The sequence below is a fragment of the Mesorhizobium sp. LNJC394B00 genome (assembly GCF_000502555.1).
GTDB lineage: Bacteria > Pseudomonadota > Alphaproteobacteria > Rhizobiales > Rhizobiaceae > Mesorhizobium.
The window spans coordinates 202477-219220 of the sequence record NZ_AYWH01000001.1 but is presented as its reverse complement, the minus strand read 5'-3'; the positions used below and the strand labels follow the sequence as shown (position 1 = coordinate 219220).

The window sequence follows — 16744 nt, the reverse complement described above, 5'->3', positions numbered from 1 at the left end:
TCTATTATCGAATCCAGATTTACGCGCGGATGGCAACCCCCTCGCTCTGAAACAGGCGGGGGTTGAGTGCAGAGATGAACGAAATCAGAAGGTCGGCGGGACAGCACCCCCCTCTGGCCTGCCGGCCATCTCCCCCGCAAGGAGGGAGATCGGCAGTTCGTTCGACGGCGCTTTTCCTGCAACGTTTGCGATTGGCGAAAGCATTCGCGACATCTGATCTCCCCCCTTGCGGGGGAGATGTCCGGCAGGACAGAGGGGGGTGTGAAGGANAACGCTCCCTCCAGCGCCGCCACGCCGCTCACAATCGCTGTCCGCTCCTCTGTGCTCAGCCTCTCCAGCAACTCCCGTTCAAACGCCTTCGCCAGCGGCACCATTTCGCCATAGGCCGCCAGCCCCGCCTTTGTCAGCGCCAGATGCTCCACGCGCCGATCATTCTCGTCAGTTGTGCGTACCAGCCAGCGCCTTCGCTCCAGTTCCCCCACCGCGCGCGACACCTTTGTCTTGTGCATGGCCGACTGCTCGCCAAGCGCTGTCGCCGTCATGGTGCCGCGCTGTCCGAGCCCTGACAGCGTGCGCCATTCCGGCCGCGTCAGGCCGTGGCGGTCGCGGTAGATTTTTGAAAATTCGCGGCTGACGGCGTCGGCCAGCCGGTAGAGCCGATAGGGCAGGAAATTTTCGAGTTCGAGGGTTTCCATATGCGCACCGTGGATGCGGCATCAGCCGTTGATAGTTACATTTTCGATGGTTACAAATGAAACCAGTTTGGTCAACATCGCCGGCAGGCCGCGCTTCGCGGCGGTCGGGATCAGGGAGGATCGGATGGAATTTTCCTACATGCCGGGCTTCGGCAATGATTTTGAGACCGAAACGCTGCCCGGCTCGCTGCCGCAAGGGCGCAATTCCCCGCAGCGGCCGGCTTACGGACTTTATGCCGAGCAGCTCTCGGGCTCGCCCTTCACCGCCCCGCGCGGCACCAATGAGCGCTCCTGGCTCTACCGCATCCGGCCGAGCGTCAAACACACCGGCCGCTTCAAGGCGGCGAGCTATCCCCTGTGGAAGACCGCTCCCAATGTCGGCGACCACGAGCTGGCGCTCGGCCAGTACCGCTGGAACCCGGTGCCGATGCCGAAGGAGCCGACCGATTTCATTCAAGGGATGCGCACCATCACCACCGCCGGCGACGTGCTGGGCCAAAGCGGCATGGCGGCGCATGTCTATGTCGCCAACCGCTCGATGGTCGACGACCATTTCTTCAACGCCGACGGCGAGTTACTGATTGTCCCCCAGGTCGGTGCCTTGCGCTTTGTCACCGAGATGGGCGTCATCGAGCTTCGGCCCGGCGAGATCGCCGTGCTGCCGCGCGGTCTGGTGTTCAAGGTCGAGCTCGCCGACAAGGAAGTGCGCGGCTATGTCTGCGAGAATTACGGCGCCAAGCTGACGCTGCCCGACCGCGGCCCGATTGGCGCCAACTGCCTGGCCAACCCACGCGACTTCAAGACGCCCAGCGCCTGGTTCGAGGAGAAGGAGACGCCGTGCCGGCTGACGGTGAAATGGTGCGGCAATTTCAACGTCACCGAGATCGGCCATTCGCCGCTCGACGTCGTCGCCTGGCACGGCAACTATGCGCCCTACAAATATGATCTGGCGACGTTTTCGCCGGTCGGCGCCATCCTGTTCGACCATCCCGATCCGTCGATCTTCACCGTGCTGACGGCGCCGAGCGGCGAGGAAGGCACCGCCAACATCGACTTCGTCATCTTCCCGCCGCGCTGGCTGGTGGCGGAAGATACGTTCCGGCCGCCCTGGTACCACCGCAACATCATGAGCGAGTTCATGGGCCTGATCCAAGGCCAGTACGACGCCAAGGAGGAAGGTTTTGTCCCGGGCGGCATCAGCCTGCACAATCTGATGCTGGCCCACGGCCCCGACGCGCCTGGCTTCGAAAAGGCCTCGCGCTCCGAGCTGAAACCGGTCAAGCTCGACAATACGATGGCGTTCATGTTCGAGACCCGATTCCCGCAAATGCTGACCCGCTACGGCGCCGAGCTTGAAACAAGGCAGGACAATTACATCGACTGCTGGTCCGATCTGAAGAAGCGCTTCAACGGCACTGTGGAGGGCGACTGGTCTTGAGATCAGCCCGATGAGCGACCGGCTGCTGCTTCTCGGCTCGAAAGGCGGCCCGGCATTGCGGCCGGGCGGGCCGTGGCCGAGTTCGTCGCTGCTGGAACTGGGCGGGCGAACCATTGTCGTCGATTGCGGGCTCGGCGTCACGCGCGGTCTGGTCGATTCCGCCGTCAGCCTGAAGGCGCTCGACCTGGTCTTCATCACCCATCTGCATTCCGACCATGTGCTGGAACTGGGCCCGTTGCTCCACACCGCCTGGACCGCCGGGCTCGCCAGCCCGGTGACGCTGTTCGGACCGCCCGGCACCGACCAATACTGGCGCCGTTTCTGCCAGGCGATGGAGTTCGACATCGAAATTCGCATCGTCGATGAGGGCAGGCCGGACATTCGCGATCTGGTTTCGATCGTCGAATTCGGCGAGGGCGAGATTCTCTCGAAGGGCGGCCTGAAGGTCTCGGCACTGCGCGTCGACCATCCGCCGGTGACCGACTGTTTCGCGCTGCGCTTCGAGCATGGTGCGAATAGCGTCGTGTTCTCGGCCGACACAGCCTTCTTTCCGCCGCTCGCAGGCTTTGCCCGAAATGCCGACATTCTCGTCCATGAGGCCATGCTACAAGAAGGCATCGAGGGGCTGGTCGCCAGGACCGGCAATGGCGCGCGGCTGAAAGAGCATCTGCTTGCCAGCCACTCATTTGCCGAGCAGGCAGGTCGCATCGCCAGCGATGCCGGGGTGAAGAGGCTGGTGCTCAACCACCTCATTCCGGCCGACGATGCCGAGATCGGCGAGGCCGACTGGGAGGCCGCCGTCAGGAAATCGTGGGCGGGTGACTTGACGATTGCCCGCGACGGCCTTGTTGTGAACTTAGACGGCGCCAAAGCCGCATCAGGAGAGGAAACCGCATGAAGCTTGCCACATTGAGGGACGGGACGCGCGACGGAAAGCTTGTCGTCGTCTCGCGCGACCTGACGCGCTTCACCGACGCCTCGTTCCTGGCGCGAACGCTGCAGGCCGCGCTCGACGACTGGCAGCGGGTTTCGCCGCATCTGGCAACCATCGCGGAATCGCTGGAAAACAATGCGGTGCCGTCGGCGCGCTTCCATGAGCATGACGCCCATTCGCCGCTGCCGCGCGCCTATCAATGGGCCGACGGTTCGGCCTATGTGAACCATGTCGAACTGGTGCGCAAAGCGCGCGGGGCCGATATGCCGGCAAGTTTCTGGACCGATCCGCTGATCTATCAGGGCGGCTCGGATTCCTTCATCGCGCCGCGTGAGCCGATCCGCATGGCCGGGGAAGCCTATGGCATCGACATGGAGGCAGAGGTCGCCGTCATTGTCGACGACGTGCCGATGGGCGCCAGTATCGACCAGGCGCGCGCCGCCATCCGGCTGGTCATGCTGGTCAATGATGTGACGCTGCGCGCGCTCACCGGACCCGAGCTCGCCAAGGGGTTTGGCTTCTTCCAGTCGAAGCCGTCCTCGGCTTTTTCGCCGGTGGCGGTGACGCCGGACGAACTCGGCGACGCCTGGGATGGCGGCAAGGTCAACCTGCCTCTGCTCGCCGACGTCAACGGCAAGCCGTTCGGCCGTGCCAATGCCGGCGTCGACATGACCTTCGACTTCCCGGCGCTGATTGCCCATGCCGCAAAGACACGGCCGCTGGTTGCCGGCACCATCATCGGTTCCGGCACCGTCTCCAACAAGCTGGATGGCGGGCCGGGCAAACCGGTGGCGGCCGGCGGCGCCGGCTATTCCTGCATCGCTGAACTGCGCATGATCGAGACCATTGAGTCTGGCGAGCCCAAGACGCCGTTCCTGCGCTTTGGCGATACGGTGCGTATCGAGATGAAGAATAAAAGCGGAAACTCGATCTTCGGCGCCATCGAGCAGAAGGTCGAGAAGTCCCAGGCATAAGAGGGGGCAATAGTGACGGGAGAGGCGTTCTACCTGCTGGCCGGCGTCTGGGCGCTGGCCATTCTGGTGGTCTTCATCCAGGCGATCCGGCTGAGCTACCGCATCGAGGCGCGCTCGCCCGATCTGACCAACCGCAGTGGCTACCCGCGCAAGGCGATGATGTTCCACACCATCACCAACACCAATGTGGCGCGGGACGAGGAGACGCAGGCGATGCGGCGGCGCATGAACCGCCTGTTGCTGATCGTTGTCGCGGGCTTCGCGGTGATGGCGGCAGGCTTGTATCTGATGCGATCGACGGGAGCGTGAATGGCAGATGGCCTATACCGCTTCTTATCTTTGGTTTCTTGGGCTTTGCAGCGTCGCAACCGGCTGGCTTTTGATTTCCGCAATTCGGCTCTGCCGGCAGGTCGAGGATCGGTCTGAAAGGCTGCGTAATTTCAGCAGCGAGGCGCGCCTGCCGAGGCTTGTGTACGTCGCTTTGAACCGGGAAGTCGCAAGCGATGCAGGAACGCAAGAACTGCGCCGCGGTATGAACGCTCGTCTTCTGGGGATAGCTGCCATACTCGTCATTCTGAAGTTGGTGGACTTGGTCGGTTGGCCAAGCGCATAACATGGATATTCTCACCCACTTCAGCCGCATGGCCGGCAACAATCTCTGGTCGAATGACCGGCTCTACCGCGCTGTGCTTGCGCTGAAGCCCGGCGAATTCGAAGCCGAACGCACCAGCTTCTTCCCGTCGATCAAGGCAACGCTCAACCACATCCTTGCGGTCGATCATCTCTATCTCGATTTTCTCGAAGAAGGCGGCGTCGGTGCGGCCGCCTATGACGACTACGTGCCGTTCGATGTGCCGCAGGCGCTGTTTGCCGCCCAGGTCGCAGCAGATCGACGCCTGATCGCCTTTTGCGAGAAGCTGTCGGAGGCGGATCTCGACCGTCAGGTCATCACCGACCGGCGCGAGGATGGCATGATCCGCGAAAAAATCGGCGACATTCTCGCCCATGTCTTCCTGCACGACATCCACCATCGCGGCCAGGTTCACGCGATGCTCTCGGGCAGCTCGGTCGCGCCGCCGCAACTGGACGAGTTCTTGCTCGATTATGATTTGAAGGTGAGGAGGGAAGAGGTCGTGCGGCTGGGCCTCTGACCTTTATCTGGTGTACTCGTTCCATTCAGGGCCGAGTTTGTCGAAATCGTCAGAAATCCAAATCTTGCCCTTCAGGGCACCTATGCGCGACAACAAGTCTTCTCGAACTGGTGGCACGAGCCGCGCCGCGATCTTGCCGTGATGAGTGATGACTATCTCCTCGCCGGCCTCCGCGCGGCCGACGAGTTCCGTTAGTTTGGCCTTTGCTTCGGTTATGGAGACGTTCACGGTTCACGCCGCCTTGCCATCGACCTTGATCACGCCGCGCTTGATCTGGTCCTGCTCGATCGACTCGAACAGCGCGCGGAAATTGCCTTCGCCAAAACCTTCGTCGCCCTTCCTCTGGATGAATTCGAAGAAGATCGGGCCGATCACGGTTTTGGAGAATATCTGCAGCAGGATCTTGGTCATGCCGCCGTCGACCACGCCTTCGCCGTCGATCAGGATGCCGTGCTTCTTCATCCGCTCGATCGGCTCGTCATGCCCGTTCACCCTGTTGTACGACATGTCGTAGTAGGTCTCCGGCGGACCGGGCATGAACTTCAGCCCGTTGTCGGCAAGCTTGTCGGTGGCGGCGTAGATGTCGTCGGTGCCGACGGCGATATGCTGGATGCCTTCGCCATTGTACTTCTTCAGGTATTCGGCGATCTGGCTGGTGTCGTCCTTGGATTCATTTAGCGGAATGCGGATCTTGCCGCAGGGCGAGGTGATGGCGCGGCTGACCAGGCCGGTGATCTTGCCGTCGATGTCGAAGAAATGGATCTGCTTGAAGCCGAACAGCTCGCGATAAAAGTCCCACCATTTGTCCATCTGGCCGCGATAGACATTGTGGGTGAGGTGGTCGAGGAAATAGAAGCCGACGCCTTGCGGCCGCGGGTCGCGTTCGCCCAGCCACTCGAACTCGGCATCATAGGCCGAGCCCTTCTTGCCATAGGCTTCGATGAAATAGAGCAGCGAGCCGCCAATGCCGACAATGGCCGGCACGTCGAGCGCCTTGTCGTTGCCGTCGTAGGGCGTGGCGCCTTTCGATACCGCATGCTCGAATGCGTGCTTGGCATCGACAACACGCCAGGCCATCGAGGCGGCGCAAGGGCCGTGTTTGTCGACGAACTTCATCGCATGCGAGCCCGGTTCGGCATTGACGACATAGTTGATATCGCCCTGGCGCCAGACGGTGATGTCCTTCGTGCGGTGCTTGGCCACCGCGACATAGCCCATGCGGGTGAACAGTTCTGCTAGCTTCTGCGGCTCCGCATGCGCGAACTCGACGAACTCGAAACCGTCGGTGCCGGCGGGGTTTTCCTTGCTGATCTTTGCGGGCGGGGCGTCGTGCGGGAAGGGACCCATGGCATTCCTCCAAACGGATGGTGGCCGCATCGGACCACGAGATGACGCATGATAGTGCGAAGTGACCGCACGGTGCTTGCATTCAAACGCTTGAAATGATCATCTCGTGCGTAATTCATGCATGATTGGAGATGAATCGATGAATGAAGCGCGCATCGATCAATTTGACCGCAAGATAATGGCTCTCTTGCAGGGCGACGCGCGGCTCACCAACAACGATCTCTCGGAGCGCGTGAACCTGTCGGCATCGCAATGCTCACGCCGCCGCCAGCGGCTGGAGGAAGACGGCTACATCAAGGGCTATCGCGCCGTGCTCGACCGCGACAAGCTCGGCTTCTCGCTGGTCAACGTCATCTCGGTGACGCTCGCCACCCATAACCGCGACAATGCCAGGCGCTTCGGCGAGCTGCTGGCGCGGCTGCCGGAGGTGCAGGAGGCGCACGCGCTGACCGGCGAGATGGATTATATCTTGAAGGTGGTGACGCCCGATCTGAAATCATTGTCGGAATTCGTCAACGGTGTGCTCCTGCCGCACGAATCCGTGCAGCATGTGAAGACGGCGATCGTGTTGGAGACGCTGAAGGAGACCGGCGCGCTGCCGATCTAGTTTGAGAGAGTTTCAGTTGATACGTCTGCGGGACAGCACCCCTCTCTGGCCTGCCGGCCATCTCCCCCGCAAGGAGGAGATCAGCAGCTTTGTCGATAGCGCTCATCCTGCAACGTCGGCGATTGGCGAAGAGCGAAGGCGACATCCGATCTCCCCCCGGGGGAGATGTCCGGCAGGACAGAGGGGGGTGTGAGGGATCGCCAGCGCCTCAGGATGCTCACCCCTTGGACTGCTGAATCAGCCCGTAGAGATTGGTGCAGCGCGCGCCGGAGCGGCAATAAGCAAATACCGGGCCTTCGAGCGCGTCGAGCGCTTCGGCCTGATCTTCGACATTCTCGGCTGTGATCTGGCCGCTGATTACCGGGATGTAGCGGAAGGCCAGCCCCGCGGCTTCGACCGCCGCCTTGACGCTGTCGGCCGAAGGCTGGTCGGGCTGCTCGTCATCCGGCCGGTTGCAGATCACGCTCTTGAAACCGGCTTCCTTGATGGCGGCGGCATCTTCGGGCTGGATCTGGCCCGAGACCGAATAGTCCTCGCTGATTTCGCGATATTCCATGGCTCTCATCCTCGCAATCTGGTTTGGCGCGAAGTCTTGCCACTCTCACACGAGGTCGGCAATCCGCGCCGGAAAGAAATCCCTCGGCGCAGATAGACATTTGCGGCCCAAGATCCAACCCAGGCTCAAGAGGTTTCGCGCTGTTGACCTTGCCCGGAGGCGGCAGCGACTCTAAACAGGCGCACCGACAAACGAAGGAACCATCCAATGAGCATTCGTCGCATCGATGTTGGCCCGCGCATGAGCCAGATCGTCATCCACGGCAACACCGTCTATCTCGCCGGCCAGGTCGGAACGCCCGGCGCCAGCGTTGGCGAACAGACCAGGTCGATCCTCGCATCTATCGACGAACTGCTGGCCAAGGCCGGCACCGACAAGACCAAGATCCTGCAGGCGATCATCTGGCTGGCCGATATGGGCACCTTCGCCGAGATGAACAAGGAATGGGACAAGTGGGTCCCGCAAGGCAACACGCCCGCCCGCGCCACGGGTGAGGCCAAGCTTGCAGGGCCGGAATACACCGTCGAGATTATCGTTACGGCGGCGATTTAAAGTGCAGCCTTCTACCTCCCCCTTGTGGGGAGGTCGGACCGAAGGTCCGGGCGGGGGGCTGGCGCCGACCCCCACCCCGCTGCTTCGCAGCGACCCTCCCCACAAGGGGGAGGGTAAAGGAGCTACCCCTGCGAAGGCTTGAACCTCGCCACCAACGTGTGGCTCTCCGCGGCGTAGGTGAACCTCACCTGCGTCACCGGGTGCTCGGCGCTCCAGGTTCGGCGCTCGACCACCAGGCAGGGCGCGCCGGTTGCGATGTCGAGCGCTTCGGCAATATGTCTGTCGGCCGCGACCGCGCGGATACGGTGCTCTGCCTCGCTCCATGGCACGCGGCCGATCAGCCAAGGGCCGGGGGCGATGTCGAGAAACTCCTCCTCGGCGGCTTCCGCGACGGCGGCGAGATTGATCAGCCGCTGTTCGTGCGCGAATGGCCGCTTGCCGGCGAAATGCCGGCATTCAAGCGCCAGCACCTGTCCGGCTGCGTCCAGTTCCAGCAAGGCGCGATCCTCGGCGCTGCTGCGCCTTTTCTGCCGCGCCAAGCGCTCGTAACGATAAGCTAGGCCAAGCGACTCAACCTCGATCCTGATGTCGTGGATTTCCAGCACCGCGGCCTGCGACTGCGGCTGGCGGACAAAGCTGCCCGAACGGCGGCGGCGCTCTATCAGCCCGGCCTTGGCCAGTTGCGACAGCGCCTTGTTCACTGTCATGCGCGAGCAATTGTATTCGGCCGTCAACTCGTGCTCGAACGGGATGCGGTGGCCCGGCGCCCAGGCGCCGGACATTATTTTCTCGCTGATGTCGGACAGGATGCGCTGGTGCAGCGAACCGCCGCCTTCCACCGCCGCTGTCTCTGATATGCTCATGCCGAAAGCGCCGTCATCACATGGCGAAAGCGCTCGGCGATCGTCTCACGCGCTGCATGCCGGCCGCCGCTGACCTGTTTTTTTCCGTGCACCCAGACGCAATCGACCTTGCCGCCATTGGCAAAGATCCAGGCGTCGAGGATCGCATCGCCACTTTTTCCGGCCAGCGAAGGATGGTTTTCGTCGAGGGAGACGAAATCAGCCGCGGCGCCGGCGGCGATCCGCGACGGGCCGGCGCCGAGTGCGGTGCTGCCGCCATCGAGGGCGGCGTCGAACAGAGCCCGCCCGGTCGAGCCGCCGGCCACCGCCAGCACATTGCGGGCGCGGTGTGCGAGGCGCTGCGAATATTCGAGCTGGCGCAATTCATCCGGCAGGCCGATCAGCACGTTGGAATCCGAGCCGACGCCGAAGCGGCCGCCATGTTCGATGAACAGAGGTGCTGAAAAGGTGCCGTCGCCGAGATTGGCCTCCGTGATCGGGCAAAGCCCGGCAATGGCGCCGCTTCTGGCCATGCCGGTTGTCTCAGCCTCGGTCATGTGGGTGGCGTGGATCAGGCACCAACGCTTGTCGATCCCGGCATTGGCGAGCAGCCATTCGACCGGTCGCGCACCCGACCACGCCAGGCAATCCTCGACCTCCTTCACCTGCTCGGCGACGTGGATGTGGATCGGTCCGTCCGGCGCAATGGCGGCAACAGCGCTGAGTTCCTCCGGCGTCGCGGCGCGCAGGCTGTGCGGGGCGACGCCGACGACAGCCTGATTCAACGCACGAACCGATTCGCGGCTTTTCTCAAGCAAGCGTTCGAACCGATTCACATCGTTGATGAATCGCCGCTGGCCTTCGTTGGGCGCAGCGCCGCCGAAGGAGGAATGGGCATAAAAAACCGGCAGCAGCGTCAGGCCGATCCCGGTTTCGCCGGCGGCCGCGGCAATACGTTCGGCCATCTCGGCAAGGTTGGCATAGGGTTTTCCGTCGCGATCGTGGTGGAGATAATGAAATTCGCCGACGCGCGAGAATCCGGCCTCCAGCATTTCGACGTAAAGCTGTGCGGCGACCGCCTCGACCTGGTCCGGCGTCATTGACAGCGCGAAGCGGTACATCACCTCGCGCCAGCTCCAGAAGCTGTCGGCGGAGGGACCGCGCAGTTCGGCAAGCCCGGCCATGCCGCGCTGGAAGGCGTGGCTGTGCAGGTTCGGCATGCCGGGCACCAGAATGGCGTGGCGTTCGTCGTCGGCTTGCTGCGAAGAGCCCGGCTCGACTGCCGTGATGCGACTATCGGTCAACGAAATCCGCACCTTGTCATGCCAGCCATCGGCCAGCAGCGCCTGTTCCGCAAAGATCGCCGTCACGTTTTTCTCCGCGTTCCATGAACAATGCACTTGCAGTGCGTTTCAATATGTATATACATAATCGCCATCCAAGCAACGGAAAAAGATGATGGCGGCACAAGACAAAAGCCGGGCAGGGGGCCTTCAGCTTTGGCGCAATGCGCGCCTGGCAACCATGGCGGAAGGCGTTGCCGGACTGGGCATCGTCGAAAAGGGCGCGATCATCGCCCGTGACGGCGTCATCGTCTATGCCGGTCCGGAAGCCGACATGCCGTCAGCGTTGGCTCAGGGCAGCGAGACTACCGATTGCGAAGGCCGCTGGATTACGCCCGGCCTGATCGACTGCCACACCCATCTCATCCATGCCGGCAACCGTGCCAACGAGTTCGAGATGCGGCTGGCCGGCGCCACCTATGAAGAGGTCGCCAGAGCCGGCGGTGGCATCGTCTCGACGGTCAAAGCCACGCGTGCAGCGCACGAGGATGAATTGGTCCGGCAGAGCCTGCCGCGCCTCGACGCTTTGATTGCCGAGGGCGTGACGACCGTCGAAATCAAGTCGGGCTACGGCCTTAGCCATATGCATGAGAGATGGTCGCTACGTGCGGCGCGGCGGCTGGGCACAATGCGGGATGTGTCCGTGGTCACCACTTTTCTCGGCGCACACACACTACCGCAGAATCTGGGCGATCTTTCCGTGCCGTCGGAGCCCTATCGCGACAACGACGAATACATCGACAATATCGTCGACAATATTCTGCCCGCCATCGCCGTCGAGGGCCTGGCGGATGCCGTTGATGGGTTCTGCGAAGGCATTGCCTTCTCGCCGGAGCAAATCGCCCGCGTGTTCGACAAGGCCAAGGCGCTTGGCCTGCCGGTCAAACTCCATGCCGACCAGCTGTCCAATTTGCATGGCGCCGAACTCGCCGCCCGTTATGGTGCGCTGTCGGCAGACCATCTCGAATACACCGATGAAGTAGGTGCCGCAGCCATGGCCAAGGCCGGCACCGTGGCGACGATCCTACCCGGCGCCTACTATTTCATCCGCGAAACCAGGAAGCCGCCGATCGGCCTGTTTCGCCAGCACGGCGTCAAGATGGCGGTCGCCACCGACAACAATCCCGGGACGTCGCCGCTGACCTCGCTGCTTCTGACCATGAACATGGCCGCGACGCTTTTCGGCCTGACCGTCGAGGAGTGCCTGGCCGGCACCACTCGCGAGGCTGCCCGTGCGCTGGGATTGCTCGGCCAGACCGGCACGCTTGAAGCAGGGAAATCCGCCGACCTGGCGATCTGGGACATCGAGCGTCCGGCCGAACTCGTCTACCGCATGGGCTTCAACCCGCTCCATGCCCGCATCTGGAGAGGACAATGACCGAACTTAACCTGAAGCCCGGCAATGCATCGCTGGCCGACTGGCGCACCATCTATCGTGGCGCCGTGCCGAAGCTCGACGCTGCCTGCCGTCCGAAGATCAAGGCCAGCGCCGAGGCTGTCGCCCGTATTGTCGCCAAGGGTGAGCCGGTCTATGGCATCAACACCGGCTTCGGCAAACTGGCCAGCGTCCGCATTCCGGCCGCTGATTTGGAAACCCTGCAACGCAACATCGTTTTGTCGCATGCCGCCGGCGTCGGCGAGCCGATGCCGGTCGCTGTGGTTCGGTTGATGATGGCGCTGAAGCTGGCCAGCCTGGCGCAGGGCGCGTCGGGCGTGCGGCCGCAAACCATCGAATTGCTGGAAGCGATGCTGGTCAACGACGTCATCCCCGTCGTGCCGGCGCAGGGCTCGGTCGGCGCCTCCGGAGATCTCGCGCCGCTGTCGCACATGACGGCGGTGATGATCGGCGTCGGCGAATGCTTTACACCGCATGGCCGCTTCCCGGCCAAGGTCGCTTTCGTCTCGCACGGCCTGGAGCCGGTGACGCTTGGCGCCAAGGAAGGCCTGGCGCTGCTCAACGGCACGCAGTTCTCCACCGCCTATGCGTTGGCCGCTCTCTTCGAGGCCGAAGTGCTTTACCAGTCGGCGCTGGTCGCCGGGGCGCTGTCGACCGACGCCGCCAAGGGCTCGGATGCACCCTTCGATCCGCGCATCCATCTCCTCAGAAAACACCCGGGCCAGATCGAGACGGCGGCAGCGCTGCGCAATCTGATGTCCGGCAGCGCCATCCGTGAATCGCACCGCGTCGGCGATGAGCGCGTGCAGGATCCGTACTGCCTGCGCTGCCAGCCGCAGGTGATGGGTGCTGCACTCAGCGTGCTGCGCCAGGCTGCCGATACGCTCGGCACCGAGGCCAATGGCGTCACCGACAATCCGCTGATCTTCGCCGAGGACGATACTGCGCTTTCAGGCGGCAATTTCCACGCCGAGCCGGTGGCTTTCGCCGCCGACATGATCGCGCTCGCCGTCTGCGAGATCGGCTCGCTGTCGGAACGCCGCATCGCCATGCTGGTGGACCCGGCGCTGTCCGGCATGCCGGCATTCCTGACGCCGAAGCCCGGCCTGAACTCCGGCTTCATGATCCCGCAGGTGACGGCGGCGGCACTCGTTTCCGAAAACAAGCAGAAGGCCTATCCGGCAAGTGTCGATTCCATCCCGACCTCGGCCAACCAGGAAGACCACGTCTCGATGGCCGCACATGGCGCGCGCCGGCTGATCGGCATGGTCGAGAATGCGACAGCCGTCATCGGCATCGAACTCCTGGCCGCCGCGCAGGGCTGCGATTTCCATGCACCGCTGGCGTCGAGCGCGGCCCTTGAAGCCGTGCGCGAACTGGTCCGCGCAGAAGTGCCGCATCTCGACAACGACCGACATTTCCATCCCGATATGGAAAAGGCCATCGCCATGGTGCGCAGCGGCGCTGCCATCAAGGCTGCCGGCGCGGTGACACTGCCTTCGATTTCGGGAGTCTGACATGGCCGACTGGCTGACAGTGACGGAAGGCACGGCACCCCTGTTGGTGTCCATCCCGCACACGGGTATCGATCTCGCCGGCATCGACAATCGGCTGGTCTCGCCCTGGCTCGGCCGCCGCGATTGCGACTGGTGGATCGACAATCTCTACGATTTTGCCGCCGGCCTTGGCGCGACTGTCGTGCACACGTCGATCTCGCGCACCGTCATCGACGTCAACCGCGATCCCTCCGGCGCCTCGCTCTATCCCGGGCAGACGACAACGACGCTATGCCCGACCGAGACCTTCGACGGCGATCCGCTGTATCTGCCCGGCGCGGAACCGACGCCGTCGGAGATAGACCAGCGCCGCATAGCGTATTTCGTGCCCTACCATGAAATGCTGGCGGCCCAGGCCGTCAGGCTGCGCGGCCTGCATGAGAAGGTCGTCATTTACGATTGCCACTCGATCCGTTCGGTGCTGCCGCGGCTGTTCTATGGCACGCTGCCGGTGTTCAATCTCGGCACCAATGACGGCCAGACCGCGGACCCAATGCTTCAGGCGCTGGTCGGCCAGATCATGGCCGAAAGCGGTGAAAGCAATGTCATCAACGGTCGTTTCAAGGGCGGCTGGATCACCCGCTATTTCGGCAATCCGCAAGCCGGCTACCATGCGCTGCAGATGGAACTTGCCGATCGCGGCTATTTGCGCGAGCCCGAGGGCAAGGGCGAACCGGACAATTGGCCGGTGCCTTATGATGCCGAGTTCGCCGCGCCGATGCGCGCCACACTGACGAAAATCCTCCAATCCGCCATTGACTGGGCCGGGCGCTGAGACGCCGCCTTACTCCAAAGGGACAATGATGAACAATCCTCGCCACAACATCCGCGAAGTGCGCGCGCCCCGCGGCGACAAGCTCAACGCCAAATACTGGACGACCGAAGCGCCGCTGCGCATGCTGATGAACAACCTCGATCCCGATGTCGCCGAAAACCCCAATGAGCTCGTCGTCTATGGCGGCATCGGCCGGGCCGCGCGCACCTGGAACGATTTCGACAGCATCGTCGCCTCGTTGAAGACCCTCAATGAAGACGAGACGCTGCTGGTCCAGTCCGGCAAGCCGGTCGGCGTCTTCCGGACGCACACCGATGCGCCGCGCGTGCTGATCGCCAACTCCAACATCGTGCCGCATTGGGCGACCTGGGATAAATTCAACGAGCTCGATAAAAAAGGCCTGATGATGTACGGCCAGATGACGGCCGGCTCCTGGATCTATATCGGCACGCAAGGCATCGTGCAGGGCACCTACGAGACCTTCGTCGAGGCCGGCCGCCAGCACTACAATGGCAACCTTACGGGCAAATGGATCCTGACCGGCGGCCTCGGCGGCATGGGCGGCGCCCAGCCGCTTGCCGCCGTCATGGCCGGCGCCTGCTGCCTCGCCATCGAATGCAATCCGGACTCGATCGATTTCCGGCTGCGCACCCGCTATGTCGACGAGAAGGCCGAGACGCTCGACGAAGCGATGGAAATGATCGAGCGCTGGACCAAGGCCGGCGAGGCGAAGTCGGTCGGCCTGCTCGGCAATGCGGCCGACATCGTGCCGGAAATGTTCAAGCGGGGCATCCGCCCCGACATGGTCACCGACCAGACCTCGGCGCATGACCCGATTAACGGCTATCTGCCCAAGGGCTGGACGATGGCTGAGTGGCGCGAGAAGCGCGTCTCCGATCCCAAGGCTGTCGAGAAGGCCGCCCGCGCCTCAATGCGCGAGCATGTCGAGGCGATGGTCGCGTTCTGGAATGCCGGCGTGCCGACGCTCGACTATGGCAACAACATCCGCCAGGTCGCCAAGGACGAAGGCTTCGAGAACGCCTTTGCTTTCCCGGGTTTCGTGCCGGCCTATATAAGGCCGCTGTTCTGCCGTGGCATCGGCCCGTTCCGCTGGGCTGCTCTTTCGGGCGATCCCGAGGATATCTACAAGACGGACGCCAAGGTGCGCGAACTCACCCCCGGCAACACCCATCTGCACAACTGGCTGGACATGGCACGTGAGCGCATCGCCTTTCAGGGCCTGCCGGCGCGCATCTGCTGGGTCGGCCTCGGCGACCGCCACAGGCTGGGGCTCGCCTTCAACGAGATGGTGGCCAGGGGCGAACTCAAGGCGCCCGTCGTCATCGGCCGCGACCACCTCGATTCCGGCTCGGTGGCTTCGCCCAACCGCGAGACGGAAGCGATGAAGGACGGCTCCGACGCCGTCTCCGACTGGCCGCTGCTCAATGCGTTGCTCAACACCGCGTCGGGCGCAACCTGGGTGTCGCTGCATCATGGCGGTGGCGTCGGCATGGGCTTCTCGCAGCATGCCGGCATGGTCATCGTCGCCGACGGCACGCCGGACGCCGCAAGGCGCCTGCAGCGCGTGTTGTGGAACGATCCGGCGACAGGCGTCATGCGCCACGCCGATGCCGGCTACGACATCGCCATCGAGTGCGCGAAGGAGCACCAGCTCAATCTGCCCGGTATTTTAGGCTGATTGGCTTAAATGATGCGCATCCTACGGGCCGCCGACTACCGCGTCATGCCGTGGAAGAATGGCGGCGGCACGACCACCGAGATCGCCGTCTCGCCGGACGGCGTCGGGCTGGACGATTTCGACTGGCGCGTTTCCATGGCGCGAGTCGAGGGCAGCGGCCCGTTCTCGGGGTTTGCCGGCGTCGACCGCACGCTTGCCGTGCTGGAAGGCGAGGGTATCGTGCTTGATATTGCCGGCCGTCCGCCGGCCGAAGTGACGGCGGCTTCCGCCCCGCTGTCCTTCCCGGCCGATGTGCCGACCACGGCCGCGCTGATCTCCGGTCCGATCACCGACCTCAACGTCATGACCCGCCGCGTGCGGGCCACGCACACGGTCGAGCGCCTGGTGGTTTCGGTTCCGACCGATATCCGGCCGACCAGCGCTATGACCCTGATCCTGCCGTTCGACGGCGAGGTCGGCCTCAGCGGCCCGACATCGTCTCGTCTTGGACCCCTCGACACGCTGTTGCTCGGTCCGCAGGCGAAACTACGGGTTGAACCGGTACGGCCGACGACCGTGTTCGTCATCCGGATAGCCAGGCTGGGCCAGCCGCACCGCCAGCACAACGATTAACGCCTGTTGCCAAACATGATCGCACGCCGGAGAAATCTGGCGTAAGCTGTTGTCTGGATCACGAAAAAGCCCGAATCCTTCCGTCGTTCCAAGGCGGACGGGAGGGCAGGGGTGCTCGTCCTTAAGTTGTCGAAAGCCCCACTTAAAATGTCGAAGGGATAACGCCTCTGGCGTGGTGCGAAGCAAAACTTTCGGCCAGTGTAATCATGCAACCAATTGCATTTGAATCGGTTTTAGGGACATTGCCGTGGCGGTGGCGCCGCATCG

General features: G+C 63.2%; 18 protein-coding genes and 1 pseudogene. 13 read left to right on the top strand and 6 right to left on the bottom strand.

The window, feature by feature from the left end; genetic code table 11:
• Positions 1–278 precede the first annotated feature (278 nt).
• Positions 279–695, bottom strand: a pseudogene (locus tag X751_RS0132440) (MarR family transcriptional regulator); the annotation flags it as partial.
• Between the two features lie 124 nt (positions 696–819).
• On the opposite strand from X751_RS0132440, the gene hmgA reads away from it, so the two are divergent.
• The 6 genes from hmgA to X751_RS162365 are packed head-to-tail and all read left to right on the top strand — an operon-like array spanning position 820 to position 5192.
• Positions 820–2133 carry a homogentisate 1,2-dioxygenase gene (gene hmgA / locus X751_RS162340; RefSeq protein ID WP_023730502.1) on the top strand — a complete coding sequence of 438 codons (1314 nt, stop codon included), beginning with the start codon at positions 820–822 and terminating at the stop codon, positions 2131–2133.
• A gap of 10 nt (positions 2134–2143) precedes the next feature.
• Positions 2144–3031 (top strand): MBL fold metallo-hydrolase, encoded by an 888-nt coding sequence (locus X751_RS162345; RefSeq protein WP_023743663.1) that lies wholly within the window; start codon positions 2144–2146, stop codon positions 3029–3031.
• Positions 3028–4041, top strand: coding sequence for a fumarylacetoacetate hydrolase family protein (locus tag X751_RS162350; protein ID WP_023743662.1), 1014 nt, complete (start codon positions 3028–3030; stop codon positions 4039–4041). The genes X751_RS162345 and X751_RS162350 overlap by 4 nt, the downstream gene beginning before the upstream one ends.
• Before the next feature lie 12 nt (positions 4042–4053).
• A complete protein-coding gene (locus tag X751_RS162355; RefSeq protein WP_023743661.1) occupies positions 4054–4350 on the top strand; it encodes a hypothetical protein in 297 nt (98 codons plus the stop codon).
• A gap of 7 nt (positions 4351–4357) precedes the next feature.
• Entirely contained in the window at positions 4358–4654 is a 297-nt protein-coding gene (locus X751_RS162360) for a hypothetical protein (protein ID WP_023743660.1), read from the top strand.
• A 1-nt stretch (position 4655) separates the two neighbouring features.
• Positions 4656–5192 carry a DinB family protein gene (locus X751_RS162365; protein ID WP_023743659.1) on the top strand — a complete coding sequence of 179 codons (537 nt, stop codon included), beginning with the start codon at positions 4656–4658 and terminating at the stop codon, positions 5190–5192.
• A gap of 3 nt (positions 5193–5195) precedes the next feature.
• Here the strand turns inward: X751_RS162365 and X751_RS162370 are convergent, their stop codons facing one another.
• Both X751_RS162370 and hppD read right to left on the bottom strand, forming a co-directional pair.
• Complete coding sequence (locus X751_RS162370) at positions 5196–5420, bottom strand: type II toxin-antitoxin system prevent-host-death family antitoxin (protein ID WP_023743658.1); 225 nt, start codon at positions 5418–5420, stop codon at positions 5196–5198.
• 3 nt (positions 5421–5423) lie between these two features.
• The gene (gene hppD, locus X751_RS162375; protein ID WP_023694412.1) at positions 5424–6539 is read right to left on the bottom strand and encodes a 4-hydroxyphenylpyruvate dioxygenase; all 1116 of its coding nucleotides are present in this window, start codon (positions 6537–6539) and stop codon (positions 5424–5426) included.
• Between the two features lie 139 nt (positions 6540–6678).
• On the opposite strand from hppD, the gene X751_RS162380 reads away from it, so the two are divergent.
• Positions 6679–7146 carry an Lrp/AsnC family transcriptional regulator gene (locus X751_RS162380; protein ID WP_023734215.1) on the top strand — a complete coding sequence of 156 codons (468 nt, stop codon included), beginning with the start codon at positions 6679–6681 and terminating at the stop codon, positions 7144–7146.
• 217 nt (positions 7147–7363) lie between these two features.
• Here the strand turns inward: X751_RS162380 and X751_RS162385 are convergent, their stop codons facing one another.
• Positions 7364–7702, bottom strand: coding sequence for a TIGR01244 family sulfur transferase (locus tag X751_RS162385; RefSeq protein WP_023672907.1), 339 nt, complete (start codon positions 7700–7702; stop codon positions 7364–7366).
• A gap of 207 nt (positions 7703–7909) precedes the next feature.
• Between X751_RS162385 and X751_RS162390 the strand changes: the two genes are divergently transcribed.
• Complete coding sequence (locus X751_RS162390; protein WP_023672906.1) at positions 7910–8254, top strand: RidA family protein; 345 nt, start codon at positions 7910–7912, stop codon at positions 8252–8254.
• A 122-nt stretch (positions 8255–8376) separates the two neighbouring features.
• Here X751_RS162390 and hutC read toward each other — a convergent pair whose 3' ends face one another.
• A complete protein-coding gene (hutC, locus tag X751_RS162395; protein ID WP_023743657.1) occupies positions 8377–9117 on the bottom strand; it encodes a histidine utilization repressor in 741 nt (246 codons plus the stop codon).
• Positions 9114–10466 carry a formimidoylglutamate deiminase gene (locus tag X751_RS162400; protein ID WP_023743656.1) on the bottom strand — a complete coding sequence of 451 codons (1353 nt, stop codon included), beginning with the start codon at positions 10464–10466 and terminating at the stop codon, positions 9114–9116. The genes hutC and X751_RS162400 overlap by 4 nt, the downstream gene beginning before the upstream one ends.
• 88 nt (positions 10467–10554) lie before the next feature.
• Here X751_RS162400 and hutI point away from each other — a divergent pair, with 88 nt between their 5' ends.
• The 5 genes from hutI to X751_RS162425 are packed head-to-tail and all read left to right on the top strand — an operon-like array spanning position 10555 to position 16477.
• Positions 10555–11817, top strand: a complete 1263-nt coding sequence (gene hutI, locus X751_RS162405) for an imidazolonepropionase (protein WP_023743655.1) — start codon at positions 10555–10557, stop codon at positions 11815–11817.
• Positions 11814–13352, top strand: coding sequence for a histidine ammonia-lyase (hutH, locus tag X751_RS162410; protein WP_023743654.1), 1539 nt, complete (start codon positions 11814–11816; stop codon positions 13350–13352). The genes hutI and hutH overlap by 4 nt, the downstream gene beginning before the upstream one ends.
• Before the next feature lies 1 nt (position 13353).
• Positions 13354–14166 (top strand): N-formylglutamate deformylase, encoded by an 813-nt coding sequence (gene hutG, locus X751_RS162415; RefSeq protein ID WP_023743653.1) that lies wholly within the window; start codon positions 13354–13356, stop codon positions 14164–14166.
• Positions 14167–14191: 25 nt separating this feature from the next.
• Complete coding sequence (hutU, locus tag X751_RS162420) at positions 14192–15865, top strand: urocanate hydratase (RefSeq protein ID WP_023672900.1); 1674 nt, start codon at positions 14192–14194, stop codon at positions 15863–15865.
• A 12-nt stretch (positions 15866–15877) separates the two neighbouring features.
• Entirely contained in the window at positions 15878–16477 is a 600-nt protein-coding gene (locus X751_RS162425; protein WP_023743652.1) for a HutD family protein, read from the top strand.
• The last annotated feature ends 267 nt before the right edge of the window (positions 16478–16744 follow it).

Coding starts and splice junctions, on each gene's coding strand:
- hutH (WP_023743654.1), top strand. CDS start 11,814: ATGACCGAACTTAACCTGAAGCCCGGCAATGCATCGCTGGCCGACTGG.
- X751_RS162365 (WP_023743659.1), top strand. CDS start 4,656: ATGGATATTCTCACCCACTTCAGCCGCATGGCCGGCAACAATCTCTGG.
- X751_RS162390 (WP_023672906.1), top strand. CDS start 7,910: ATGAGCATTCGTCGCATCGATGTTGGCCCGCGCATGAGCCAGATCGTC.
- hutI (WP_023743655.1), top strand. CDS start 10,555: ATGGCGGCACAAGACAAAAGCCGGGCAGGGGGCCTTCAGCTTTGGCGC.
- X751_RS162345 (WP_023743663.1), top strand. CDS start 2,144: ATGAGCGACCGGCTGCTGCTTCTCGGCTCGAAAGGCGGCCCGGCATTG.
- hppD (WP_023694412.1), bottom strand. CDS start 6,539: ATGGGTCCCTTCCCGCACGACGCCCCGCCCGCAAAGATCAGCAAGGAA.
- X751_RS162380 (WP_023734215.1), top strand. CDS start 6,679: ATGAATGAAGCGCGCATCGATCAATTTGACCGCAAGATAATGGCTCTC.
- X751_RS162425 (WP_023743652.1), top strand. CDS start 15,878: ATGCGCATCCTACGGGCCGCCGACTACCGCGTCATGCCGTGGAAGAAT.
- X751_RS162360 (WP_023743660.1), top strand. CDS start 4,358: ATGGCCTATACCGCTTCTTATCTTTGGTTTCTTGGGCTTTGCAGCGTC.
- X751_RS162385 (WP_023672907.1), bottom strand. CDS start 7,702: ATGGAATATCGCGAAATCAGCGAGGACTATTCGGTCTCGGGCCAGATC.
- hutC (WP_023743657.1), bottom strand. CDS start 9,117: ATGAGCATATCAGAGACAGCGGCGGTGGAAGGCGGCGGTTCGCTGCAC.
- hutG (WP_023743653.1), top strand. CDS start 13,354: ATGGCCGACTGGCTGACAGTGACGGAAGGCACGGCACCCCTGTTGGTG.
- hutU (WP_023672900.1), top strand. CDS start 14,192: ATGATGAACAATCCTCGCCACAACATCCGCGAAGTGCGCGCGCCCCGC.
- X751_RS162350 (WP_023743662.1), top strand. CDS start 3,028: ATGAAGCTTGCCACATTGAGGGACGGGACGCGCGACGGAAAGCTTGTC.
- hmgA (WP_023730502.1), top strand. CDS start 820: ATGGAATTTTCCTACATGCCGGGCTTCGGCAATGATTTTGAGACCGAA.